Origin of the sequence: Kribbella sp. NBC_01484, assembly GCF_036227145.1 — a bacterium.
Taxonomy (GTDB): domain Bacteria; phylum Actinomycetota; class Actinomycetes; order Propionibacteriales; family Kribbellaceae; genus Kribbella.
On record NZ_CP109437.1, the window covers coordinates 1,749,660 to 1,771,989 of the forward strand.

Annotated in this window: 21 protein-coding genes; 11 read left to right on the forward strand and 10 right to left on the reverse strand. The window is 69.2% G+C overall.

The window, feature by feature from the left end; all coding sequences use genetic code 11:
- Window positions 1–68: 68 nt before the first annotated feature.
- Window positions 69–1,259, forward strand: a complete 1,191-nt coding sequence (locus OG555_RS08595; RefSeq protein WP_329482273.1) for an NmrA family NAD(P)-binding protein — start codon at window positions 69–71, stop codon at window positions 1,257–1,259.
- Here OG555_RS08595 and OG555_RS08600 read toward each other — a convergent pair.
- Genes OG555_RS08600 through OG555_RS08610 form a run of 3 tightly spaced genes read right to left on the reverse strand, consistent with a single transcriptional unit; the run spans window position 1,250 to window position 3,346 of the window.
- Window positions 1,250–1,942, reverse strand: coding sequence for an NADH-quinone oxidoreductase subunit C (locus OG555_RS08600; RefSeq protein ID WP_329482274.1), 693 nt, complete (start codon window positions 1,940–1,942; stop codon window positions 1,250–1,252). The two genes, OG555_RS08595 and OG555_RS08600, sit on opposite strands and share 10 nt — an antisense overlap.
- On the reverse strand, window positions 1,939–2,496 hold the full coding sequence (locus OG555_RS08605; protein ID WP_329482275.1) for an NADH-quinone oxidoreductase subunit B: 558 nt from the start codon (window positions 2,494–2,496) through the stop codon (window positions 1,939–1,941). The genes OG555_RS08600 and OG555_RS08605 overlap by 4 nt, the downstream gene beginning before the upstream one ends.
- Before the next feature lie 4 nt (window positions 2,497–2,500).
- On the reverse strand, window positions 2,501–3,346 hold the full coding sequence (locus tag OG555_RS08610; RefSeq protein WP_329482276.1) for an alpha/beta fold hydrolase: 846 nt from the start codon (window positions 3,344–3,346) through the stop codon (window positions 2,501–2,503).
- Window positions 3,347–3,428: 82 nt separating this feature from the next.
- Here OG555_RS08610 and OG555_RS08615 point away from each other — a divergent pair, with 82 nt between their 5' ends.
- The 3 genes from OG555_RS08615 to OG555_RS08625 are packed head-to-tail and all read left to right on the forward strand — an operon-like array spanning window position 3,429 to window position 6,108.
- Window positions 3,429–4,886, forward strand: a complete 1,458-nt coding sequence (locus OG555_RS08615) for a purine-cytosine permease family protein (protein ID WP_329482277.1) — start codon at window positions 3,429–3,431, stop codon at window positions 4,884–4,886.
- The gene (locus tag OG555_RS08620; RefSeq protein WP_329482278.1) at window positions 4,886–5,401 is read left to right on the forward strand and encodes a cysteine hydrolase family protein; all 516 of its coding nucleotides are present in this window, start codon (window positions 4,886–4,888) and stop codon (window positions 5,399–5,401) included. Before OG555_RS08615 ends, OG555_RS08620 begins: the two co-directional genes overlap by 1 nt.
- A complete protein-coding gene (locus OG555_RS08625) occupies window positions 5,398–6,108 on the forward strand; it encodes a GntR family transcriptional regulator (protein WP_329482279.1) in 711 nt (236 codons plus the stop codon). Before OG555_RS08620 ends, OG555_RS08625 begins: the two co-directional genes overlap by 4 nt.
- 808 nt (window positions 6,109–6,916) lie before the next feature.
- Here the strand turns inward: OG555_RS08625 and OG555_RS08630 are convergent.
- Window positions 6,917–7,999, reverse strand: a complete 1,083-nt coding sequence (locus OG555_RS08630) for an IS110 family transposase (protein WP_329476941.1) — start codon at window positions 7,997–7,999, stop codon at window positions 6,917–6,919.
- Window positions 8,000–8,869: 870 nt separating this feature from the next.
- Here OG555_RS08630 and OG555_RS08635 point away from each other — a divergent pair.
- From OG555_RS08635 to OG555_RS08650, 4 genes are all read left to right on the forward strand, one after another.
- Window positions 8,870–9,028, forward strand: a complete 159-nt coding sequence (locus OG555_RS08635) for a hypothetical protein (protein WP_329482280.1) — start codon at window positions 8,870–8,872, stop codon at window positions 9,026–9,028.
- Between the two features lie 230 nt (window positions 9,029–9,258).
- On the forward strand, window positions 9,259–9,387 hold the full coding sequence (locus OG555_RS08640; RefSeq protein WP_329482281.1) for a hypothetical protein: 129 nt from the start codon (window positions 9,259–9,261) through the stop codon (window positions 9,385–9,387).
- Window positions 9,388–9,400: 13 nt separating this feature from the next.
- On the forward strand, window positions 9,401–9,562 hold the full coding sequence (locus OG555_RS08645) for a hypothetical protein (RefSeq protein WP_329482282.1): 162 nt from the start codon (window positions 9,401–9,403) through the stop codon (window positions 9,560–9,562).
- A gap of 113 nt (window positions 9,563–9,675) precedes the next feature.
- Window positions 9,676–12,597, forward strand: a complete 2,922-nt coding sequence (locus OG555_RS08650; RefSeq protein ID WP_329482283.1) for a helix-turn-helix transcriptional regulator — start codon at window positions 9,676–9,678, stop codon at window positions 12,595–12,597.
- Window positions 12,598–12,728: 131 nt separating this feature from the next.
- Here OG555_RS08650 and OG555_RS08655 read toward each other — a convergent pair whose 3' ends face one another.
- Entirely contained in the window at window positions 12,729–13,049 is a 321-nt protein-coding gene (locus tag OG555_RS08655; RefSeq protein WP_329482284.1) for a hypothetical protein, read from the reverse strand.
- Between the two features lie 179 nt (window positions 13,050–13,228).
- Window positions 13,229–14,578 carry a serine hydrolase domain-containing protein gene (locus OG555_RS08660; protein WP_329482285.1) on the reverse strand — a complete coding sequence of 450 codons (1,350 nt, stop codon included), beginning with the start codon at window positions 14,576–14,578 and terminating at the stop codon, window positions 13,229–13,231.
- Between the two features lie 64 nt (window positions 14,579–14,642).
- On the opposite strand from OG555_RS08660, the gene OG555_RS08665 reads away from it, so the two are divergent.
- A complete protein-coding gene (locus tag OG555_RS08665; RefSeq protein ID WP_329482286.1) occupies window positions 14,643–15,542 on the forward strand; it encodes an ornithine cyclodeaminase family protein in 900 nt (299 codons plus the stop codon).
- Between the two features lie 296 nt (window positions 15,543–15,838).
- Here OG555_RS08665 and OG555_RS08670 read toward each other — a convergent pair whose 3' ends face one another.
- Both OG555_RS08670 and OG555_RS08675 read right to left on the reverse strand, forming a co-directional pair.
- Window positions 15,839–16,195, reverse strand: coding sequence for an NADH-quinone oxidoreductase subunit A (locus OG555_RS08670; protein WP_329482287.1), 357 nt, complete (start codon window positions 16,193–16,195; stop codon window positions 15,839–15,841).
- 10 nt (window positions 16,196–16,205) lie between these two features.
- Window positions 16,206–17,024: a hypothetical protein gene (locus OG555_RS08675; RefSeq protein WP_329482288.1), complete on the reverse strand. Its 819-nt coding sequence runs from the start codon at window positions 17,022–17,024 to the stop codon at window positions 16,206–16,208.
- Between the two features lie 272 nt (window positions 17,025–17,296).
- Between OG555_RS08675 and OG555_RS08680 the strand changes: the two genes are divergently transcribed.
- Together OG555_RS08680 and OG555_RS08685 are read left to right on the forward strand one after the other, a co-directional pair.
- On the forward strand, window positions 17,297–19,297 hold the full coding sequence (locus OG555_RS08680; protein ID WP_329482289.1) for a 2-oxoacid:acceptor oxidoreductase subunit alpha: 2,001 nt from the start codon (window positions 17,297–17,299) through the stop codon (window positions 19,295–19,297).
- Window positions 19,294–20,373, forward strand: coding sequence for a 2-oxoacid:ferredoxin oxidoreductase subunit beta (locus OG555_RS08685; protein WP_329482290.1), 1,080 nt, complete (start codon window positions 19,294–19,296; stop codon window positions 20,371–20,373). Before OG555_RS08680 ends, OG555_RS08685 begins: the two co-directional genes overlap by 4 nt.
- Here the strand turns inward: OG555_RS08685 and OG555_RS08690 are convergent.
- Both OG555_RS08690 and OG555_RS08695 read right to left on the reverse strand, forming a co-directional pair.
- On the reverse strand, window positions 20,366–21,127 hold the full coding sequence (locus tag OG555_RS08690) for an alpha/beta fold hydrolase (RefSeq protein WP_329482291.1): 762 nt from the start codon (window positions 21,125–21,127) through the stop codon (window positions 20,366–20,368). The two genes, OG555_RS08685 and OG555_RS08690, sit on opposite strands and share 8 nt — an antisense overlap.
- Window positions 21,108–22,259, reverse strand: coding sequence for a serine hydrolase domain-containing protein (locus OG555_RS08695; RefSeq protein ID WP_329482292.1), 1,152 nt, complete (start codon window positions 22,257–22,259; stop codon window positions 21,108–21,110). The genes OG555_RS08690 and OG555_RS08695 overlap by 20 nt, the downstream gene beginning before the upstream one ends.
- Window positions 22,260–22,330 lie beyond the last annotated feature (71 nt).

The following is a 22,330-nucleotide window of genomic DNA, read 5'->3' on the forward strand; positions in this document are numbered from 1 at the left end:
TCCGACTTGACCTCAACCAGCGTTGAGGTCCAAGGGTGGGTCGCGTCAACCAGTTGAAGGAGACTCAGATGACCACAGTTCTTGTCACCGGAGCCACCGGGCGCGTCGGCCGCCACGTGGTCGCGGGCCTGCGCGCGGCGGGCGCGACCGTCCGGGCCCTCGTCCGTACGCCGGACCTCGCCGGGCTACCGCCGGACGTCGAACTCGTCCGCGGTGACCTCTACGACGAGGACGCCGTACGACGGGCTGCGGCCGACGTGGATGCGGCGTTCCTGCTGTGGCCGTCGTTCGACGCGTCCGGCGCGAAGGCCGTGGTCGGCCAGTTGCCGCGGCGAGTGGTGTACCTGTCCTCGCTCAACGCCTCGGACGGCGGCGTGTGGGGCGAGGTCGAGCAGTTGCTGCGGGACGCGGGCAAGGACTGGACGTTCGTGCGACCCGGCGGTTTCGCCGTGAACGCGCAGGCTTGGGCGCCGGAGTTCCGCACCAGCGACGTCATTCGGCTGCCCTACCCGGAGGCCGGTCGGTCGTTGATCCACGAGCGAGACATCGCGGCGGTCGCCGTACTCACGCTGCTGGACGACCACCACATCGGCAAGACCTACGAGCTCACCGGCCCAGAGGTCCTGACCCAGGCCGAACAGGTCGAGACCATCGCACGCGCCGTCGGCAAGACGATGCGCATCGAAGGGCTCACCGGCGACGAGGCGCGCCAGGCCATGCTCGACCAAGGCACCCCCGCCGCCATCGCCAACAGCGCCGTCACCTACTGGTCCACCCTCGTAGACAACCCCGAGCCCGTCACCACCACCGTCACCCAACTCACCGGCCGCCCAGCGCTGACCTTCGCCACCTGGGCCGACGAACACGCCGACGAGTTCCGCATCCTCTCCACCACCGAGGTCGCCGACCGCTACGTCAACGCCCTCTCCACCGGCCGGGTCGACGCGGCCCTGGCCCTGTCGGCTCCCGAGGTCGTCCGCGTAGCTCCCCTCGAGACCGGCGGCGAAGAGATCGAGCTCAAAGGCGCGGAAGCCATCCTCGAGAACACCCGCCGCCTCAACGCCGACATCGAGTACCTGGGCGTCCAGCTCCTCGGCCCTCTCGTCCTCGACGACCGCTTCGCCATCCGCTTCACCTTCGACCAACTCAACGTCCGCACCGGCACCCGCAGCCGCACCACCAAACTCTCCCTCTGCACGGTCGACTCCGGCCGAATCACCCGCGAGGAAGTCTTCTACTTCACCCCACCTCACTCCTGAGGTGGTGGGTCCGCCTGTTGGCGGGTACGGCGTTCTGCTCCGGCTCGGCGTGGTCGGGCCGGGGTGGCGGCTGCCTGAGCCGGCGCCAAGGGGTCCGGGTCGGGGGAGCCGGGTGGTCGGGGTCCCCAGGTTTCGGGGTCGGGGACGCCGGGTGGGAGGGTGCGGCGGCGGCTGGGGGCGCCGGCGGGAGCGTGGTCGGATTCGCCGGGTTCCTTGGCGCCGGGCCAGGGTTTGGCGACGCGGGAGGCGAGGATGAACTCCTTGCGGAGCGGGTTGCCCTCGAAGCCGTCGGGGAGCAGCAGCGGGATCAGGTTGGGGTGGCCCTCGAAGGTGACGCCGAACATCTCGAAGGTCTCGCGCTCGTGCCAGTTCGCACCGGCGTACACCTCCGAGAGCGTCGCCAGCACGGGCTTGTCGCGCGGGATCAGCGTACGGACCAGCACATGCTCGACATGCGAGCCGCCCCAGAAGTCCGCGAGATGCGACACCACCCGGAACCCGTCGGTCAGCTCGTCCGCAGCACTCAGGAAGTCGAAGAACGTGAACCCGACCGCGTCCCGCAACACCTCGTGCGCCGCCACCCAGGACGCCGCGGGTACGTCGATCGTCACCGGCCCGAAGCTGTCCGCAGCAGTCGCGGCGATCCCGGCGCTGGTCAGCGCATCCAGAGCGTCGTGGCTCAAGGCGTCACCAGGCCGCGGGTCAGCGCCGCGGCGGACGGTTCGTCGTACCGGCTCGTCATGTTCTCGCCGGCGATCTTCTCCTGCAGCTTGAGGATCCCCTGCAGCAACGCCTCCGGCCGCGGCGGGCAGCCGGGCACGTACACGTCGACCGGGATGATCTGGTCGACGCCCTTGGTCACGCAGTACGAGTCCCAGTACGGGCCGCCCGAGTTCGAGCAGGAGCCGAACGAGATCACGTACTTCGGCTCCGGCATCTGGTCGTAGAGCCGCTTGATCGCGGGCGCCATCTTGTCCGTCACGGTGCCCGACACCACCATCAGGTCGGCCTGCCGCGGCCCGGGCGCGAACGGGATCACGCCCAGCCGGATGAAGTCGTGCCGGCCCATCGACGCCGCGATGAACTCGATCGCGCAACAGGCCAGGCCGAAGTTGAACACCCAGAGCGAGTACTTGCGGCCCCAGTTCAGCAGGTACCGAACCGGCTCGGGCGCGAGCTTCGCCAGCGCACCGACTGCCGGCCGCACCGTCGGCATCCCCAGCTCGGTCTCGGACATATGGTCAGCCTAGTCCGACAATCTCCTCCGCGAGGATCTCCGGGTACTCCAGCGGCGCGTAATGTCCGGCCCCGTCGACGAACCGCAGCCGGACATCGCTGAAGAAGTCGTCCAGCCGGTCCGACCACGCCCGCGGGAACAGCGGGTCGAACTCCGGGCACAGCACCACCGTCGGTGCCGCGATCCGGTCGTACGACGCCGGCGCCGTCTCGGCCGCCGACATCGCGACCGACCCCGCACCCGCCCGGTACCACTGGATCGACGCCGTGAACGCGCCCGGCGCCGAGTAGACCTCGACCAGGTGATCCAGCTCCGGCTCGAACCCCGGCCCGGACCAGTGGGTCCAGAAGTGTCCCAGATAGGAACGGACCGCATCCGGGTTGCCGTCGATCAGTTCCTCGATCACCAGCAGCCGGTGAAAGGCCTGGTACCAGAACTCCGCCTGGGCGTGCTCGGAGAACACCCGCTTCCCGATCCCCGGCAACGGCGGCGCGACCACGAGGCCCTCGATCAGGTCGGGCCGGCTCCGGGCGATCCCCTGCGCGATCCGGCTGCCGACGTCGTACCCGGCGAGCACCGGACGGTCCAGTCCGAGCTCCTCGACCAGCCCGACCACGCTCCGACCCTGCGCGGCCACGCCGTACTGCGCAGGATCCAGCGACTGACTGTCCGACGAGCCGAATCCGCGCAGATCCGGGATCACCACCTCGAAGCCGCGCTCGGCCAGGATCGGCGCCAGCACCCGATAGTCGGTGCGGTCACCGGGCCACCCGTGCAGCAGAACCACCGCAGGACCGTCGCCGATCCGGTCGTACGCCAGCCGGAATCCGTCCACCACGTTGCTCAGCATGTCTTCATTCTTGACCACCCGAGGGACCGGGCTTACCGTGATTGAACAGGACTGAACAGGTCCATTCCGGTGGGGAGACACCATGGCTGACCGGCTCGAGGTGCAGGAGACCCGCGCGCTCTCCGTGGAGAGCAACGGGCTCAACGTGATCGCGGAGGCCGAACGGAAGGGCCGGCCGGCGCAGCTGTTCTGGCCGTGGTTCGCGGCGAATGTCTCCGTGCTCGGCATCAGCTACGGCGCGTTCACGCTCGCGTTCGGGATCTCGTTCTGGCAGGCGGTGATCGCCGGGCTGATCGGGATCGTCTTCTCGTTCCTGCTCTGCGGGCTGATCGCGCTGGCCGGCAAGCGCGGCTCGGCGCCGACCATGGTGCTCAGCCGGGCGGCGTTCGGTGTCCGCGGCAACAAACTGCCTTCGCTGGTCTCGTGGTTGCTGACCGTCGGCTGGGAGACCGTGCTGACGATCCTCGCGACGCTGGCGACCGCCACCGTCTTCGAGCGCCTCGGCTGGGGCGGCGGCGACCTGACGAAGCTGGTCGCGCTGATCGTGGTCGGCGTACTGATCGTGGCCTGCGGCGTGCTCGGGTTCGACCTGATCATGCGGGCGCAGACCGTGATCACCGTGGTCACCGGCGTACTCACGGTCGTCTACATCATCCTGGTCGCCGACCAGATCCACTGGAGCACCGTGTCGGCGCTGCCGAGCGGATCGGCACAGCAGGTCATCGGCGCGTTGGTCTTCCTGATGACGGGCTTCGGACTCGGCTGGGTGAACGCGGCCGCGGACTACTCCCGGTATCTTCCGCGCCGGTCGTCGAGCGCCGGCGTGGTCGGCTGGACGACGTTCGGTGGCGCGGTGGCCCCCGTCGTACTGCTCGTCTTCGGTCTGCTGCTCGCGGGCTCGTCGGAGGACCTGAGCAAAGCGATCGCAGCCGACCCGATCGGCGCGCTGGCGGAGGCCCTGCCGACCTGGTTCCTGGTGCCGTTCGTGATCGTCGCGGTGCTGGGCCTGGTCGGCGGCGCGGTGCTGGACATCTACTCGTCCGGCCTGGCTCTGCTGTCGCTCGGCCTGCCGGTGCCGCGGTACGTCGCCGCCTTCATCGACGGCCTGGTGATGATCGCCGGGACCATCTACGTGGTGTTCTACGGCGGTGAGTTCCTCGCCCAGTTCCAGGGCTTCCTGATCACGCTCGGCGTCCCGATCGCGGCCTGGTGCGGCATCATGCTCGCCGACATCGCGACCCGCCGCCGCGACTACACCGACGACGACCTCTACACCCCCATCGGCCGGTACGGCGACATCCGGTGGCTGCCGGTGCTCACCATGATCGTTGCCACCGGCATCGGTTGGGGTCTGGTCACGAACACCTTCGCGTCCTGGCTGACCTGGCAGGGCTACCTGCTCGGCCCGTTCGGTCTCGGCGGCAAGACCGGCGACTGGGCCTTCGCCAACCTCGGTGTCCTGGTCGCGCTGGTGGCCGGCTTCGTCGTGCAGCGGTTCGCCGGCGCGGCCGCCGTACGTCAGCAGGAGACGATCGCCTGATGGTCCTCGCGCTCATCGACCTGCAGCGGATCTTCGCCGACCCGGACTCCGGCTGGGCCACGCCGGACTTCGACCGGGTGATCGAGCCGACCAAGGCGCTGATCGAGCTCTTCGCACCGCACGTCGTCTTCACCCGCTTCGTGGCCCCGGAGAAACCGGCCGGTGCCTGGGTGCCGTACTACGAAGCGTTCCCGTTCGCCCTGCAGCCGCCGGACGCGGACGACTACCAGCTCGTCGACGAGTTCAAGGGCGCTCCGACGCTGGACAAGACCACGTTCAGCGCCTGGGGTCCCGAGCTGGCGGCCCGGTCGGACGGGCGGCTGGTCCTGGGTGGCGTGGCCACGGACTGCTGCGTGATCAGCACCGCCCTGGCCGCGGTCGACGCCGGCGTCCACGTGCAAGTGGTCGAAGAGGCGTGCGCCGGATCCACCGACGACAACCATCGCAAGGCGATCGACATCATGCGGCTGTACGCACCGATGCTGGAGATCGTCAGCGTCGACCAGTTGCGATGATGCGCCGGATCTCGTTGAAGCACGAGCGGGTGGCGGCGGTGCTGGCCCGGGAGATCCGGTCGGGCGTCGTACGGCGTGGTGCCCAACTGCCCGGGGAGGTCGAGCTGGCACGGCGGTTCTCGGTCAGCCGGAACACGGTCCGGGCCGCGCTCGCCGTACTGGCCGAGGACGACCTGATCACGACGCGCACCGGCAAGGGGTCGTTCGTGTTGTTCGACGGGCGGCCGCTGGACGGGCGGCTCGGCTGGACCCATGCACTGTCCGAGCAGGGCGTGGAGACCCGGATGCGGACCGTGCGGATCGCGCTCGCGCAGGATCCCGACCTGGCCGACCGGGCCGGACTCGAGTCCCCCGACGTGATCGTGATCGAGCGGGTCCGGCAACTCACCGACGGTACGGCGATCTCGCTCGAACGCAGCCGGATCCCGGCGCTGGACGCGCTGCGCGACCTGCCCGGACGCGGCCTGGACAACGGCTCGATCAGCACCACCCTGAACCGCGCCGGGCTCTACCTCGACCACTGTGAGCAACGTCTCCGTGGCCGCCCACTGAGCCCCGGTGAAGCCGAACTCCTCCGCCGTCCGGAGGGAGCCTGGTTCCTGCACACCACCCGCACCAGCTGGACCGCCGACGACCGCTTCGCCGAGTACGCCGACGAACTCCTGGACCCCGAACACTACGAACTAAGCCTCTCCTACGGCACCTAGCCCCCGCGTACTGCGCAGCCACCTCTGGTCGCTCCGCTCCTCTTCGCGGCAGCTACGCGCGCTCCCACCCGCCCCCGGCTTATCGCCGGTGCACCCTCGCCGGCTGCCGCGGGCACCATGCGGGCTACCGCCCGCGATCGACCGCCTCGTGGTGCCCCCTACTCGTTCATGAGGCCGTCCTGTCTTTTCCGTGGGTCTCGGGCCCGCCTGGCGTTGTCCACCGATCAAGCACCGAGCCGCCGCCGCGACGCTCGACTGATGCACACCCAGGCGGAACGACAACCACCACCAGCCCGACGCCGGCGATCGGCGGTGGACGGCGGACGGCGGCGGGCGGTGGACGGCGGACGGCGGCGGGCGGCGGGCGGGCGCGGGCGGCGGGTGGCGGGCGGGCGCGGGCGGCGGACGACGGCGGCGGGCGCGGGCGGCGGCGGGCGGGGATTTCGAGCCGGAGTAGGGAGCTGGGACCCGGTGTCGGGACCTGGGACAGGGCATGAGTTGTCCCAAGCCCCGACCTGATGGCCGCGCCCCCGCCCGCCCAACGCGCCTTGGACGGTGGAGCCGATATCCGAACGCGCGCCGGGTCGTTTGCGGGCGTCCGAGGGGAGAACCCTCCGAGCCGAGGGGTTGTCCGGGCGTTGTGGCGTCTCGGTGGCTGCCCGATCTTGGCGGTGTCGACGCCGCTGTTGCGGGGATCGGTGCGGGTGCGGACCTGAGACACTCACCAACCCGAACCGTCAGCTCACCGCCGGCCCGGATCGGGGCGTGACCGGGGCAGGACCGCGTTGCTTGGATGCTCCTATAGATGTCAAGCGGTGGCCGGTTGCTGGTTTGGTGTGGGCTGTGTTTGGCGGAGGGTGTAGTAGATCTCGCGGGCGATGAGTCGTTTGAGGCAGCGGATGGTGTCTTTCTTGGAGAGGCCGTCGGCGGTGCGTTTCGCGAGGTAGGTGTGGGTGCGGGGGTCCCAGCGGAGTCGGTTGATGACGATCATGTAGAGGGCTTTGTTGGCTTGGCGGTCGCCGCCGCGGTTGAGGCGGTGGCGCTGTGTTTGACCTGAGGACGCGGGGATGGGTGCGGCGCCGCAGAGCATCGCGAAGGCGCCTTCGGAGTGGATCCGTTCGGGGTTGTGGCCGGCGGTGACCAGGAGTTGGCCGGCGGTGTCGGGGCCGACTCCGGTGAGCTGGAGAAGGGCGGGGTTGATCGTTTCGATCAGGGTGGTGATGAGTGTGTCGAGTTCGGCGATCTCTTCTTGGGCGGTTGTGTAGCGGCGTGCCAGTGAACGCAGCGCCGTTTTGACGGCTTGTTCCGGGGTGCCGATCTGGGTGGAATCGGGCCTTAGGTTGTGGCAGGTGTGGATCAGGCGGGCGGTGGTGAGACCGCGCAGCTGGTCGCGCAGGGCGTGGGGTGCGGTCACGATCAAGGCTTTGATCTGGCGCATGCAGCCGGCACGTTGGTCGACGGCGCTGGTGCGGGCGACTCGCAGGTTCCGCAGCGCCTCGACCTGGCTGTCGCGGGATTTGGGGGTTCCGGTGCGTACTTTGCCCAGGGCGGCGCGGGCGGCGGCCTCGGCGTCGATCGGGTCGGATTTGCCGGCCCGGCGGCGGGTCTTGCGGTTCGGCCGATCGATCTCGACGACCGTGATGCCTTGTTCGCTCAGGTAGGTCGTGAGGCCGGCCCCGTAGGCGCCCGTGCCCTCCACTCCGGCCAGGACCAGCAGTCCGAACGACTGCAGCCAGGCCAGCAGCGCGGCATAGCCGGCCCGGGTGGTGGGAAACGTGGCATGGCCGAGCATCCGGCCGGTCTGATCGACCGCGGCCGCGGTGTGAGTATCCCGGTGGGTGTCGACACCACCGGTGATCTCGAGCTGAGGTTGGGCGCCTGCTCGTGGCATCGTGGTACTGCCGTCCTTCCACTGGCTAGGGATGAGGGCGGCACGCACCAGCCGAGGCGAGCGGACAAGACAGTGATGGGTGCCTGCTGGCACAGGCTCCTATGAAGTCACAGACCCTCGTCCGGTGAGTGCACGTGACCCCCGCAGCGGTCGACCGACATATCCAATTCAAGACCCGAAGTCAGTGAGTGGTCGAGTCAGGACGACCACTGCAGGGGACCACACCCATCATCCTCACTGTGAGTGTGCCAGCACCGCGGCATCGAGCCCGGACCCTGGCCGAACCGGTTTCGGCCACAGCAGAGATCGACTTTGTGCACCAGATCCGTACCCGGAGGGCCGGCGCCGTACGGATCTGGTGCACAAAGTGACCGACCAAGCCAGCCCGGCCGGGGCAGCCAGGCAGCCGGGCGGGGGCAGCCAGGCGGGACTGTCGGACAGCCGGGCGGGGCTGCCGGGCGGGGCAGCCGGGCGGGGCTGTCGGGCGGGGCTGTCGGGGGCTGTCGGGCGGGGCTGTCGGGCGGCCGGGTGGCGGCGACCGGCGACCGGGGCTGGCGCAGTGGTGTCCGCTGGGTTGGGTTGGTCCCGGGCACCCACGGAAACGACAGGAAAGCCGTTGATGAGTGAGGTCGCCCATGCACGGCACACCTCACTACGAGGCGGTCGTCGTGGGGTGGCAGCTCGCAAGTGCTGAGGCGGTAGCCCGGAAGGACCGTCGGGTGGGGTGGGAGCCGCGCGGAGTGGGGCTTGGGGTGGCCCGCAGGCGGTCTAAGGCGGTTGTTGCCGGGGGCATAGGGATAAGTGCCGATGTGGGGGTCCTCCTCAGGCGCGCACTGTCTTCTCATCGACAAGCTCCCGGAGGAGATCAGCATGTTCTTCCACTCGACCGACTCACTCCAGGCAGAGATCCGCTACCGGCAGGACCGTATCCGGCGCGATTTCCAGCGCCCGGCCTGGTTCCAGCGCAAGCCCAAGCCGCAGATCCCCGTGCCCTGCGCGCCCGAGCTCCGCGCACGTCCCGCGATGTGACCGCGCGAGCGCCCCCGCAGACCCCCCACCCCGCGGCGCGACCGGCTCCCCCGAGCCGGTCGCGCCGCCCTCATTTCCAGGCTCCCTAGACACCACTTACGCAGTACCTAGGGCACCTAAGGGCGGCTGAGGTCCGGGGATAGGGAGGAGTTCCGATGTGCGGGGCTACCTCAGACGAGCAGATTGAGGGTGTCAGCAGGAAGCCGGCGAGAGACCAGGAGGAACAGCAGATGTTCACCAACGAATCGGTCAAGGCAGAGGTCGACTACCGCAGGCAGCGCCTCGCCCGTGACTACCGGCAGCACCGGACCACCCGGACCCGCCGGAACCTCGTCCACCTGTTCGGCCGGAAAGCCTGAAGGGAGGCACACCATGTTCATGACACCCCAGTCGATCAAGGCGGAGACCGCCTACAAGCTCGAGCGGACCAAGCGCCAGTTCCGCACGACGAGCCGCCGGGCACGCGCGGCGCAGGCCGAGCGGCCTGAGCCGGGGCTCGCCCGCCCGGCCGACCGATACACCACGGCGGCATGACCGCCGGGACCGCCGTCCCTGATCCGGAAGTTGCGATCAGGGACGGCGTTTTCACGTCCGCGAAGGCTCACCGGACGGGATGCCGTCGATTTGTGTCGGCGCCAGGGGCGAAAATGGACGACGTGCCCTGGACTTCGACACCTCTCGTCGGCCGCTCGACCGAGCTCGCCGCACTGCTGAGCGCCGTGGACGACGCCAGAACGCGTCGCGCCGGCGCCGTTCTGCTGTCCGGTGACGCCGGCGTCGGCAAGACCCGGCTGCTGGACGAGGTGGCGACCGGCGCTCACGAGCGAGGCTTCGGCGTCCTGGTCGGGCACTGCACCGACTTCGGCGACGCCGGCTTGCCGTACCTGCCGTTCACCGAGATGTTCGGCCGCCTGGCCGGCGACCGGCCGGACCTGGTCGAGAGCGTGCTGACCAACTTCCCGGCGATCGGGCGGCTGCTGCCCACCCACCGCCTGATCGGCGCTCAGCGGGAGCCGCAGGAGGGCCAGCTCGACCGGGCCGCGCTGTTCGACGCCGTCCTCGGCGCGTTCACCGCGCTGTCCACCAGCGAGCCGCTCCTGGTGATCATCGAGGACGCCCACTGGGCCGACGACTCGACCCGGGACCTGATCGGTTTCCTGATCACCCGGCTCACCTCGCAGCGCCTGACCCTCGTGGTCTCGTACCGCAGCGACGACCTGCACCGCCGGCACCCGTTGCGCCGCCCGATCGCCGAGTGGTCCCGCAACCCCCGGGTGCGCCGGGTCAACCTGCTCCCCCTGGACGCCGACGAGTCCCGCGTCCTGCTGAACTCGCTGCTCAGCGAGCCGCTCTCGGAGACCGAAGTACGGCGCATCCTCGACCGCGCCGGTGGGAACGCGTTCTTCACCGAGGAGCTGGCCGCCGCGGCCTCGATGGGCGACGGCGACTGCGTACCGCCGGATCTGGCCGATCTGCTGCTGGTCCGGCTCGATCCGCTGTCCGACGACGCCCGGCAACTCGCAAAAGTGATCGCGGTCGCGGGCCGGCGCGTCCCGCACGATCTGCTCACCGCCGTCGCCGACCTGCCCGACCGCCAGCTCGACGACGCTCTGCGGGAGCTGATCGACGCTCACATCATCGACGTGCCGACCAGCGACCGCTACTACTTCCGCCACGCCCTGCTGGCCGAGGCCGTGTACGACGACCTCCTGCCGGGCGAGCGGGTCCGCCAGCACGCGGCGTACGTGCAGGCGCTGAAAGACCAGACCGTCGCGGGTACGGCGGCTGAGCTGGCCGGTCACGCCACCCGGTCGCACGACCTGGCGACCGCGTTCGAGGCGCGGGTGCGGGCCGGCCAGGAAGCCATCTCCGTCGCCGCCCCGCAGGAGGGGCTGAAGCACTACGAGATGGCCCTCGAGCTGTTCCCGAACGCCTCGCCGGACAACACCATCGACAAGACCTGGCTGATCGTCGACACCGCGCTGGCGGCCACGCTGTCCTCGCAGCACCTGCGGGCGCTCAAGCTGCTCCGGAAGGCGCTCGCGGACCTGCCCCCGGACGCGCCGAAGCTGCAACGAGCCCAGCTGTTGCTGCCGCTCGCGGACATCGCGTTGATCATCGACCAGGACCAGGAGGCCAACGAGGCGGTTTCGCAGGCGCTCAAGCTGGTGCACGACGAGCCGTCCACCGTCTTCAAAGCCCAGGTCGCCTCGCTGTACGCACGGGTGTCCGACGCGCTGGGCCGGCCGATGGAGGCCGAGCGCTGGGCCCACAAGGCGCTGGAGATCGCCCGGGAGGCCGGACAGGAGTCCGCGGCCGGCGACGCCGGCATCACACTCGCCCAGCTACGCCGCCGGGCCGGTGATCCGGAGACCGCCGCCAAGCAGTTGGAGGAGGCCGCGATCCGGGCGCAACTCGTCGGGGACCCGGCCGCCGAGGTGCGGAGCCGGTTCCTGCTCGGGTCGACGCATTACGAGCAGGGGGATCTGCTCAACGCGAAGTCCGTGCTGTCGTTCGCGATGAAGCGAGCCGGTGAGCTCGGGCGGCAATGGGCCGTGTACGGATTCGACGCGCGCCGGATGCTGGCGCTGACCCAGTTCATGCTCGGGGAATGGGACGAGGCGACCGCGACCGCTCGGACCGACTCGATGACACCTGCGGCCTCGACGGCGGCGCTGCGAGCGGTCGAGTTCGCCGTCCGGAGTGGGCGCGGCGACACGGCGGTCGCGGAGGAGCTCGAGCGGCTGCGCAAGTGGTGGGACCTCGACGTGATGCTGCCGATCATCGGGCTGCAGCCGGCCGTGGACGCCTACCTGCAGCTGGGTCACCCGGCCGAAGCGGGAAAGCTCATCGCGGACGTCTCCGCGCTGTGTGCCGACGTCTTCCAGGCGGAATGGTTCCTGGCGCGGATCCGGTTCGCCGCGCTCGGCATGCAGATCCTGTGCCATCGGGCCGTCGGCGAGCCATCGTCTGCCGCGGAGCTCGTCTCGCGCGGTGCCGCGTTGCTCGCCGATGGACAGACGACAGCGGAGAAGGGTCTGCCGCCGGGGCGGCTGATGGGCGTCGAAGGGCTGGCCTGGCTCGCGCGGCTCGAGTCGGAGTGGGAGCGACTGCGGTGGCTGGCCGGGGTCGATGCGCCGACGCCTGCGGACCATGTCTCCGCGTGGGAGCGGACCGTGGACGCCTTCGGGTACGGGTACACCTTCGAGCAGGCGTGGTCGCGGGTGCGGTTGTCGGCCGCGTTGCGCGCGGCCGGGCGGGTCGCGGAGGCGAACGAGCAGGCGGCGCTGGCCGCCGAGGTCGGGCGTGAACTGGGCGCCAAGCCGTTGCTGGACGAGATCGGTGGCGTCGACACCGGTGGCGCGGGTGCGCTGACGTCGCGGGAGACCGAAGTACTCGCGCTGCTTGCCGAGGGGCGGACCAACCGGCAGTTGGCCCGGGAGCTGTACATCAGCGAGAAGACGGTCAGCGTGCACGTCTCCAACATCCTCGCCAAGCTCGGCGTCCGCTCCCGCACCGAAGCCGCGGCGGTCGCCCGCCGCGACGGCCTTCTCGACAAGGACCAGTAGGCAGCCTGCCCGGCCGCGTCAACGGCCGGGCTGGTTGGCCTCGGGCCGCTCACGTTCGGCGCTGTGCGGGCCACCGAACATGAGCGGCTCTGGGCGGAACCCGGGTGGGGACCGGGCGATCTTGAGTCTGTCTAGCCGTGCTTCCGGCGCGTGCCGTGAGCCTGTTCATCGCCAGGATCGAGCCGACGGGCCCGGGCCTGCGCCAGCTCGTCGCCGGGCAACCCATTCCGGCCGGCCAGCGCGATCCGGCCGGCGAACCCAGGCCGGCCCGCAAGACCGGTCAAGCCGGCGAGGCCGGGTGGTCTCCCCGCGCCGGGCTGACTGCCGTGCGTCGACCCGTCGAGCCGAGTGATGTCATCGAAGACGTGGCGAGCGTGCCGCATTCGCGCGACGGCCAGCAGTACCAAACCGGTCGCCGCGAGTGCGATCAACACCCACAGTTGCCACGACATAGCCTCACCGCCCCGTACTCACTTCGTTCCCCCGTGTAATCACCATAGACCCGGACTGACCGCTTGGCGACCGGCTGTGCGCATTCCGTTATCCCGGGCGATTCAAACTCACGTTTGTTGCCAATTGCAATCACAAAGGGTGATCGGGCAACAAGTCCGGGAGAGCGACGCAACTACCTTCAGTCACCACGCGGCGTGAGGCGGCCGCCGCGAAACAGATACGCCGCGCGACCATCCTTTGGTTCCCTGAACGCCAGCACTTCATGTACTCCATTCCCGGGTTCGGCAGTGATCAACCGTGATTCGTCCAATGGCACGAGCCGGGTCCGCCGGGGTTCCGGTAGCAGTACCTTCGCCGCGTCGCTGACAGCCTCGTCCAGCAGCCAGAACTCACCGTCCTCGACGCTGACGGTAGCCCTGGCCAGGACGCCGTCATACCGACCGGTCACGAGGTCGGCCGAGATCTCGACCGGCTCGGTGGGCGGCACCGGCCGGGCCGGCAACTCGATCCCCGCGGTCTCCCGCAAGATGTGCCCGACCAGTTCGTCGTACAGCGCCGCGGTACTGCCGCCATTGGTGAGCAGCGCGACGGCCACGCCCTTGTCCGGGACGAGACGGAAGAACGCGGACTGGCCGATGGTGCCGCCGTCGTGACCGTAGACCGGTCCGCCGTCGAGCGTGAAGATCATCCAGCCGAGACCCCACTGATCGGCCATCTCGCCGGTCGGCGGCACGTCGACCTGCGGTTCCCACAGGCGATCGATGGCGGCCCGGTCGAGCAGCGTCGCATCCAGATAGGCACGGCCGAACGTGATCAGGTCGCGAGCGCTCATCGCCAGCAGTGAACCGGCCGGGGCCATCGCATGGACGAGACTCCACACCGGCGCGGCCTGCAGCGGCGCATCCGGAGTCGGCCTGACATGTCCGACCGCGGCACGGTAAAGCAATGCCTCGTCCGGGATCGTGGCCAGGCACTGCAACTCCAGAGGTACGCCGATGTGTTCGCGGACCAGCTCGTGAAACGGCTTCCCGCGCAGCACCTCGGCGATCCGCCCGAGGACGACGAAGCCCGAGTTGTTGTAGGAGAATCCGGCACCTGGCGGAACCTCCTGGGCCAGGCCGGGCAGCACGTCGCGGACGAACAGCTCGACAGCGTCGTCACCGCGGGACGTCGGCGTGAACGCGTCGCCCGAGAAGCCCGCCGTGTGCGTCAGCAGGTGCCGCGGCGTGATCGACGCGGCCGCCGCCTCGTCCGCGAGTTTGAACTCCGGCAGGTAGCCCCGGACCGGCCGGTCCAGCTCAATCTTGCCCTCGGCAACCAATTGCATGATCAGCGTGGTCGTCCACAACTTGGTGATCGAGCCGACCTGGAAGATCGCGTCGGTGGTCGCCTCGACGCCGGTGTTCAGGTTCAGGATCCCCGCGGCCGTCGCACTCACCTCGCCGTCGGCCAGGACGGCGATCGAGGCGGCCGGGACGCCATGCTTGTCGATCAACCGGGCGAGATTCTCGTCGAGCCAGCTCTGCACGATGTCACTCCTCGAGTGGTCGTTCATCGATCCCCGTGGCGCGACCCAGGGTAGCCTCGGGCCGATGAGAGTTCTGTCCGCAGAGGATGTCCGTCGTACCGTCTCGATGAGTACGGCGATCGACGCCGTACGGGACGCGTTCCGGGAGCTCGCGGCGGGGAACTTCGTGTTGCCGGCACGGCAGATCTTTGGTGACGGGAGGGTGCTGGTGATGTCGGCGTACCACACGCCGACCGGGACCGCGGTGGTGAAGAAGATCGGCATCGCACTCGACCAGGTGCCGGCGATCCGGGCGACCGTGATCTGGACCGGCGCCGGTGAGCAGCTCGTCGCTGACGGCGTCTCGATCACGACCTTGCGGACCGGCGCCGTCGTCGGTGTCGCCACCGACCTCCTCGCACCCGCGGACGCGACCCGCCTCACGCTGATCGGCACGGGCGCTCAGGCGCCCGACCAGGTCCGCGCGGTTCTCGCCGTACGACGGATCGCCGTCGTCACCGTCACCGGACGGTCGGCCGACCGTGCCGCCGCCCTCAGCCAGGAGCTGGCCGACGAGTTCCCGGACGTCAAGTTCACCCCGAGCACGAGCATCGACGACGCGATCGCGGACACCGACATCGTCTGCTGTGCCACGTCCTCAGCCACCCCACTCTTCACCGCCGACGCCCTCCCCGACCGCGTCCACGTCAACGCGATCGGCGCCTTCCGGCCTACCATGCGCGAACTCCCCCGCGACCTCCTCGCCACCGCGTCCACAGTCCTGGTCGACCAACGCGAAGCAGCCCTGGAAGAGTCCGGCGAGATCATCGACGCGGTCACGTCAGGCGCCTTGCAAACCACAGACCTGGTCGAGCTAGGCCCAGCCCTCGCCAACCCGCCGGTCCCAACCGGCCGCACAGTCTTCAAGTCCGTAGGCGTAGGGCCCCAGGACTGGGCCATCGCCGCAGCCCTCGCCCGGGATTAGCCCAGTCCCCGGGATCGAGGTGCAGCTCGACAGGACGTATATGCCCACAGCGGCCCACATCACGCCTCAACACCCCGGGAAACCGCCTCGACCACAGGAGACCTCCTGTCGAGCTGCACCGCACCCGCCCGCGGATCGACCGGAGGGTGCGCCCCACGTGAGTGGTTGACCCCTGAGACGGTGGGTTGCCCCCTGAGAATCTGAGGGGGCAACCCACCGGCCGAGGGGTCAACCACTCAAATGATCGGCCGGCATCCCCGACACGGATGACCGAGCGGGCGCAGCCTCGCTCGCGGTCAGGTCCAGCGGAGGACGCCCTTGCGGTAGGCGTAGAGGAGGCCGACCGCGACGAAGGCGATGAAGACGAACATCTCGATCAGGGTGGCGAAGCCGAGGGTGACGAAGATGGTGGCCCAGGGAAAGAGGTACACGGCGTCGACGGCGAAGATCACGTAGAGGTAGGCGAAGAGGTAGTAGCGGATGTGGACCTGCGCCCAGCCCTCGCCGACCGGGTCGACGCCCGACTCGTAGGTCTTGAGTTTGCCCTCGGTCGGATAGGTGACGGTGAGCGCCTTGTTCAGCGCGAAGGCGCCGATCAGCCCGACCAGGCCGAGCGCGACCACCGCGAGGACGACGCCATAGCTCTCCGACACGAGCAGCAGCTTAGTTGGTGCAGAGCATGATCGAGTCGACCGCGACGTACGGGCCGTAGCCCGAGCGGACGTCCGCGACCTGCAGGCGCAGCCGGGTCACGCCGAGGATCTGGTAGTTGAGCCAGGTCTCGGTCTCCTGCTTCATCAGCACCGAGGTCATCGCCTTGGCCCCGTTGTGCAGCGACACCCGCGCAGTGCCGTCGGTCAGGTTGCCCAGCCAGTTCCGCACGTAGCTGCAACCGGTCGAGTCCACGTCGCCCCAGACATAACCACCCTTGTCCGCGAGCACATCGGCCTCGGCCCGCCGGGGTCCTTCGTTCGGCGGGATGACGGTGAACTGCGGCTGCCCCTGCCCGCCCGTGGCCAGCAGCCCCTTCTTGAAGATCCCGCGCCATACGTAGTGCTTGAAGCCGATCATCGGCGAGAGGGCCGCCTGGTACGGCGCCTGTGCCCCGATCGCGATGCGATACGTCCGGACCGACCCCGGCTGCACCGTCTTGATCGTCACGCTGCCGCCGGACGAGTAGCCATGCGCGACTTCCTGCCATCGGCGAGCGGACGGGATCCACTGGTGCAGCGGGATCCGCGTGCCCGCCTTCGGCGCCGGCGACAGCGTGCCGATCACCGTGATCACGCCCTTGGTCGCGTCCGTCGTCCGGATGCTGGAGATCTTCGCGGTCCGCGCGGGGGCGGTCACCGACGCCGGCGCCACCGCGGACGCCGTACTGCCGAGACTCAGCGCGCTGCCTGCCGGTGCGATCGGAGCGGCACAGCCGACCACCGCGACGGTCAGCAGTCCGGCGAGAACACGGAAACGGCGACGGCCCATGGAGACTCCCAGCGGGTGGATCACAACGTGATGACGACACCCTGCCGGTTCTCACTGCGGATCGCAAACGAGCGGCTCCGCAGTGTGACACTGGAGGATTTCGCCGTACCCGACGGATGCGGTCCCCTAACACTGCGTCCCAGGCTGTGGACCACCGGGGCTTCCGCATGGTTCTGTTCTAAGGGCGAACTAATATTGGGGTTATCGCCCTGGACGGGGGGATCGACGTGCCGCCCACGAAGCGGTAGGCCGACCCAAGCTTCGACTTGGAGATGAACAGAACAGTGACCATCGAGGTCAAGCAGCTCGACCGCGTGGTGATCCGCTTCGCCGGCGACTCCGGCGACGGGATGCAGCTCACGGGGGACAGGTTCACAGCGGAAACGGCGTCGTTCGGCAATGACCTGTCGACGTTGCCCAACTTCCCAGCAGAGATCCGGGCACCAGCCGGAACCCTGCCGGGCGTGTCGTCGTTCCAGCTCCACTTCGCCGACCACGACATCCTGACGCCTGGTGATGCGCCCGATGTGCTGATCGCGATGAACCCCGCGGCCCTCAAGGCGAACCTGCGCGACGTCCCGCGCGGCGCCACCCTGATCGTCGACACCGCCGACTTCACCGCCCGCAACCTGAAGCGGATCGGGTACGACGAGAACCCGCTGGAGACCGGCGAGCTCGACGGCTACCACGTCGTACCGCTGAACCTGACCGGCATGACCGTGGAATCGGTCAAGGAGTTCGGTCTGACCCGCAAGGACGCGTCCCGGGCGAAGAACATGTACGCCCTCGGCCTGGTGTCCTGGCTGTTCCAGCGGCCGGTCGAGTCGACGATCACGTTCCTGGAGACCAAGTTCGCGTCGAAGCCGGCCATCCGGGACGCGAACATCGCGGCCTTCCGCGCGGGCTACAACTTCGGTGAGACCGCCGAGGAGTTCTCGGTCCGGTACGAGGTGAAGCCGGCCCACATGGCCACTGGCACCTACCGGAACATCTCCGGCAACCTCGCGCTGGCGTACGGCCTGGTGGCGGGCGCCCAGCGGGCCGGCCTGCCGCTCGTGCTCGGCGCCTACCCGATCACCCCGGCCTCCGACGTGCTGCACGAGCTGTCCAAGCTCAAGCGGTTCAACGTCACCACGATCCAGGCCGAGGACGAGATCGCCGGTGTCGGCGCGGCCCTGGGCGCGTCGTTCGGTGGTGCGCTCGGCGTGACCACGTCGTCCGGCCCGGGCATCAGCCTGAAGTCCGAGACGATCGGTCTCGGCGTGATGCTGGAGCTGCCGCTGGTCGTCTGCGACATCCAGCGCGCCGGTCCCTCGACCGGGATGCCGACCAAGACCGAGCAGGCCGACCTGCTGCAGGTGATGTTCGGCCGCAACGGCGAGGCGCCGCTGCCGGTCGTCGCGGCCCAGTCCCCCGCGGACTGCTTCGCGATCGCGATCGAGGCGGCCCGGATCGCAGTCACCTACCGCACGCCGGTGATCGTGCTGTCCGACGGCTATCTGGCCAACGGTTCCGAGCCGTGGAAGGTCCCGGTGATCGAGGACCTGCCGACGATCGACCCGAACTTCACCCTCGAGCCGAACTCGACCGATGCCAAGGGCGAGCCGGCGTACCTCCCCTACCTGCGCGACCCGGAGACCTTGGCCCGTGCCTGGGCGATCCCCGGTACGGCGGGCCTGGACCACCGGATCGGCGGTCTGGAGAAGGAGGACAAGACCGGCAACATCTCCTACGACCCGGCCAACCACGACCTGATGGTCCGCACCCGGCAGGCGAAGGTGGACGGCATCGCCCGCTCCATCCCGCCGATCGAGGTCGACGACCCCGACGGTACGGCGAAGGTGCTGGTGCTCGGGTGGGGTTCGACGTACGGCCCGATCGGTGCCGGTGTCCGCCGGGTCCGTAAGGTCGGCGGCAAGGTCGCGCAGGCCCATCTGCGGCACCTGAACCCGTTCCCGTCGAACCTCGGCGACCTGCTGAAGTCGTACGAGAAGGTCCTGGTGCCGGAGATGAACCTGGGCCAGCTGGCGATGCTGCTGCGGTCGAAGTACCTGGTCGACGTGGTCTCGTACGCGCAGGTCCGGGGTATGCCGCTCGGCGCGGCCGAGCTGGCCGAGGTCATCGGCAACCTGGTCGAGGAGACCGAGGGCATCGACGACGACGCCCGGCACCTGGGCGAGGCCGCGGCCAGCCTGACCCATGGCGAAGCGCTGCACACCGAGCCGAACGGCCGGTCCAACGGCCAGCTGCACCACCCGGAGGGAGCACGATGAGCACGGTCGATCTCGGTCTGCCGGGTCTGCCCGGAGGTCTGAAGGGCGTCCCGGCCGCGACCGAGCCGCAGAACCGCAAGGAGTACGTGTCGGACCAGGAGGTCCGCTGGTGCCCGGGCTGCGGGGACTACGCCGTACTCGCGGCCTTCCAGGGCTTCCTGCCCGAGCTGGGGATCAAGCGCGAGAACGTGGCGATGGTGTCCGGTATCGGCTGCTCGTCCCGGTTCCCGTATTACCTGTCGACGTACGGCATGCACTCGATCCACGGCCGCGCGCCGGCGATCGCGACCGGGCTGGCGGTGTCGCGGCCGGACCTCAGCGTGTGGGTCGTCACCGGTGACGGCGACGCGCTGTCGATCGGTGGCAACCACCTGATCCACACTCTGCGCCGCAACGTGAACATGAAGATCCTGCTGTTCAACAACCGGATCTACGGGCTGACCAAGGGCCAGTACTCGCCGACCTCCGAGCCGGGCAAGGTGACGAAGTCGACGCCGATGGGCTCGGTGGACAACCCGTTCAACCCGGTCTCGCTGGCGCTCGGCGCGGAGGCGACGTTCGTGGCCCGCACGGTCGACTCCGACCGCAAGCACCTCACGTCGGTGCTGCGGGCGGCCGCCGAACACCGCGGCACGTCGTTCGTGGAGATCTACCAGAACTGCCCGATCTTCAACGACAACGCATTCGAGGCGTTCAAGGACCCGGAGACCCGGGACGACGCGATCATCCCGCTCGTGCACGGCGAGCCGATCCGGTTCGGCAAGGACGGGCGGCTCGGCGTGGTCCGCGACGGTTTCGCCTCACTGGCCGTCCGCGAGGTCGCGGACCTGCCCGGTGGCGAGGCGGACCTCGTCATCCACGACGCCCACACCGAGGACCCGGCGTACGCGTTCGCCCTGTCCCGGCTGACCGACGCCGGTGTCCTGCACCGCGCGCCGATCGGCGTCTTCCGCTCGGTCGAGCGCCCGGCGTACGACGACCTGGTCCGCCAGCAGATCACCACCGCCCAGGAAGCCCAGGGCACCGGCGATCTGCAGGCTCTGGTCACCGGCGCCGATACCTGGACCGTCAACTGATGAAGGCTCGGACGACTTTCTGAAAGTCGTCCGGGTCTTCCACCCACGGGTAGTGCGCGACACCGTCGAGCACTACCCGTTCTGCGTTCGGCAGCGCTTCGAGGAGGCTGTCCGTGACGTACGGCGGACGGAGGTCCTCGGCGCCGTGGATCAGCAGCGTGGGTACGGCGATCCGCCGGCAGGCGGCTGCTCTGTCGGGTAGTGCGCGGAGCTCGGCGAGTACGGCGTCGGCGCACTCCTGGTTGGGCTCGAAGCGGGGGGTGTTGAGTTGGCGGGCGTGGTCGAGGGCGGTCTCGCGGTCGGCGAAACCCGTTGAAATACGGGCGATCCAGGGGTCGTCGGATGGGATGTGCGCGAGCATCTCGGCGACGCGGACGCGGTACGTCGGCGGTGTGCCGTCGAGGCCGGTGCTCGAGACCAGGATCAGATGGGTGAGGTGGTCGAGGTGCGCTGCGGCGTACTGGAGGGCGAGGGCGGCTCCCCAGGAGTGGCCGATGAGTGCGACCTGCTCGTGGCCGGTAGCGCGGCGGATTGTCTCGAGGTCGGCGACGAAACGGGCGAGGGTGTAGGGACCGCGGCGGTCTGAGCGGCCGGCGCCGCGCTGGTCCCAGCGGTGAAGAGTGAACCCAGGGAGTGCGAGGTCGTGGAACACATCCCACCAGCCGGGGCCGCCGTGGACGAGGACGACGGGTGGGCCGTCGCCGCTCACCTCGGACCAGAGCCGACAGCCGTCGTCAGTCCGCAAGTGAGGCATAGACGGCGGCTCTCAGTTCACGGCGAACGGGATAACTGGCAGACGGCCGCAACTGGGTCAGGAAGATGACGATCAGCTCATCCTCGGGTGACACGAAAAAGGCGGTCGAGGCCGCGCCACCCCAGAAGTACTCGCCGGGTGTACCGATCGTCTGCGCCACCACCGGATCGAGCAACACCCCGAAGCCGAGTCCGAACCCCTGACCCGCCCGCTTCGTCTCGCCGCCGAAGTCTGCGAACGCCGCGAGATCCTGACCGCCCGGCAAGTGGTTCATGGTCATGAAGCGCAGCGTCCGCGGCCCGATGATCCGGACCCCGTCGAGCGAACCGCCACCGGCCAGCATCCGGGCGAACCGCAGGTAGTCCCCCGCCGTCGACACCAGCCCGGCGACCCCGGACAGGAACGACCGCGGCCGGGTGTAGGCACTCGTCAGCGGATCATCAGCGAGCTTGAACCCACCGTCGTCGTACGCATAGCTCGCGGCGAACCGGGAGATGCTTGCCTCAGGCACCGAAAATCCGGTGTCCGTCATTCCGAGCGGCTCGAAGATCCTGGTCTGCAGATAGCGATCCAGCGGCAGCCCGCTGATCACCTCGCACAACAGTCCGACCAGATCGGTGGAGATCCCGTAGATCCAGCGCGACCCCGGATCCGCCTGCAGCGGCAGCCCGGCCAGTCGGGCCGGGAGCTCCGACAGCGCCGCGTCCGAATCCATGCCGGTCAGCCCGGCCTCCTGATACAGCAGGCTGACCGGATGCTTGCCGTTCGACGCCGCGAGCCCCGACATGTGCATCAACAGATCCCGCACCGTCATCTCGCGACCCGACTCCCGCAAGCCATCGTCGTCGTACACCTTCGGGCGACCGAGCGCGGGCAGGAACTTCACCACCGGATCGTCGAGCTGGAACAGCCCTTCCTCGTACAACTGCATCAGGCCGAGGCTGACGATCGGCTTGGTCATCGAGTAGATCCGGAAGATGGTGTCCGCTCGCATCGGCCGGTCCCGCTCCACGTCGGAACGCCCGTACGCGTCGAAGCAGACCACCTCGTCCCGCCGGGCGACCACCGTGATCGTCCCCGGGTACCGGCCCGCGTCGACGTACCGCCGGGCCACCGCTGTGACGCGCTCCATCGAACCTCCTTGTAACGTCTACTTCAGACAAGAAGATATCTGAAATGGTCGCTACACGACAACCCTTACCC

Bases quoted from the DNA above. Each gene is read 5' to 3' on its own strand.
- OG555_RS08645 (WP_329482282.1), top strand. From the start codon at position 9,401: ATGTTCATGACACCCCAGTCGATCAAGGCGGAGACCGCCTACAAGCTC.
- OG555_RS08655 (WP_329482284.1), bottom strand. From the start codon at position 13,049: ATGTCGTGGCAACTGTGGGTGTTGATCGCACTCGCGGCGACCGGTTTG.
- OG555_RS08625 (WP_329482279.1), top strand. From the start codon at position 5,398: ATGATGCGCCGGATCTCGTTGAAGCACGAGCGGGTGGCGGCGGTGCTG.
- OG555_RS08595 (WP_329482273.1), top strand. From the start codon at position 69: ATGACCACAGTTCTTGTCACCGGAGCCACCGGGCGCGTCGGCCGCCAC.
- OG555_RS08630 (WP_329476941.1), bottom strand. From the start codon at position 7,999: ATGCCACGAGCAGGCGCCCAACCTCAGCTCGAGATCACCGGTGGTGTC.
- OG555_RS08640 (WP_329482281.1), top strand. From the start codon at position 9,259: ATGTTCACCAACGAATCGGTCAAGGCAGAGGTCGACTACCGCAGGCAG.
- OG555_RS08695 (WP_329482292.1), bottom strand. From the start codon at position 22,259: ATGGAGCGCGTCACAGCGGTGGCCCGGCGGTACGTCGACGCGGGCCGG.
- OG555_RS08605 (WP_329482275.1), bottom strand. From the start codon at position 2,496: ATGTCCGAGACCGAGCTGGGGATGCCGACGGTGCGGCCGGCAGTCGGT.
- OG555_RS08690 (WP_329482291.1), bottom strand. From the start codon at position 21,127: ATGCCTCACTTGCGGACTGACGACGGCTGTCGGCTCTGGTCCGAGGTG.
- OG555_RS08680 (WP_329482289.1), top strand. From the start codon at position 17,297: ATGAACAGAACAGTGACCATCGAGGTCAAGCAGCTCGACCGCGTGGTG.
- OG555_RS08650 (WP_329482283.1), top strand. From the start codon at position 9,676: ATGGACGACGTGCCCTGGACTTCGACACCTCTCGTCGGCCGCTCGACC.
- OG555_RS08610 (WP_329482276.1), bottom strand. From the start codon at position 3,346: ATGCTGAGCAACGTGGTGGACGGATTCCGGCTGGCGTACGACCGGATC.
- OG555_RS08635 (WP_329482280.1), top strand. From the start codon at position 8,870: ATGTTCTTCCACTCGACCGACTCACTCCAGGCAGAGATCCGCTACCGG.
- OG555_RS08685 (WP_329482290.1), top strand. From the start codon at position 19,294: ATGAGCACGGTCGATCTCGGTCTGCCGGGTCTGCCCGGAGGTCTGAAG.
- OG555_RS08675 (WP_329482288.1), bottom strand. From the start codon at position 17,024: ATGGGCCGTCGCCGTTTCCGTGTTCTCGCCGGACTGCTGACCGTCGCG.
- OG555_RS08665 (WP_329482286.1), top strand. From the start codon at position 14,643: ATGAGAGTTCTGTCCGCAGAGGATGTCCGTCGTACCGTCTCGATGAGT.
- OG555_RS08615 (WP_329482277.1), top strand. From the start codon at position 3,429: ATGGCTGACCGGCTCGAGGTGCAGGAGACCCGCGCGCTCTCCGTGGAG.
- OG555_RS08620 (WP_329482278.1), top strand. From the start codon at position 4,886: ATGGTCCTCGCGCTCATCGACCTGCAGCGGATCTTCGCCGACCCGGAC.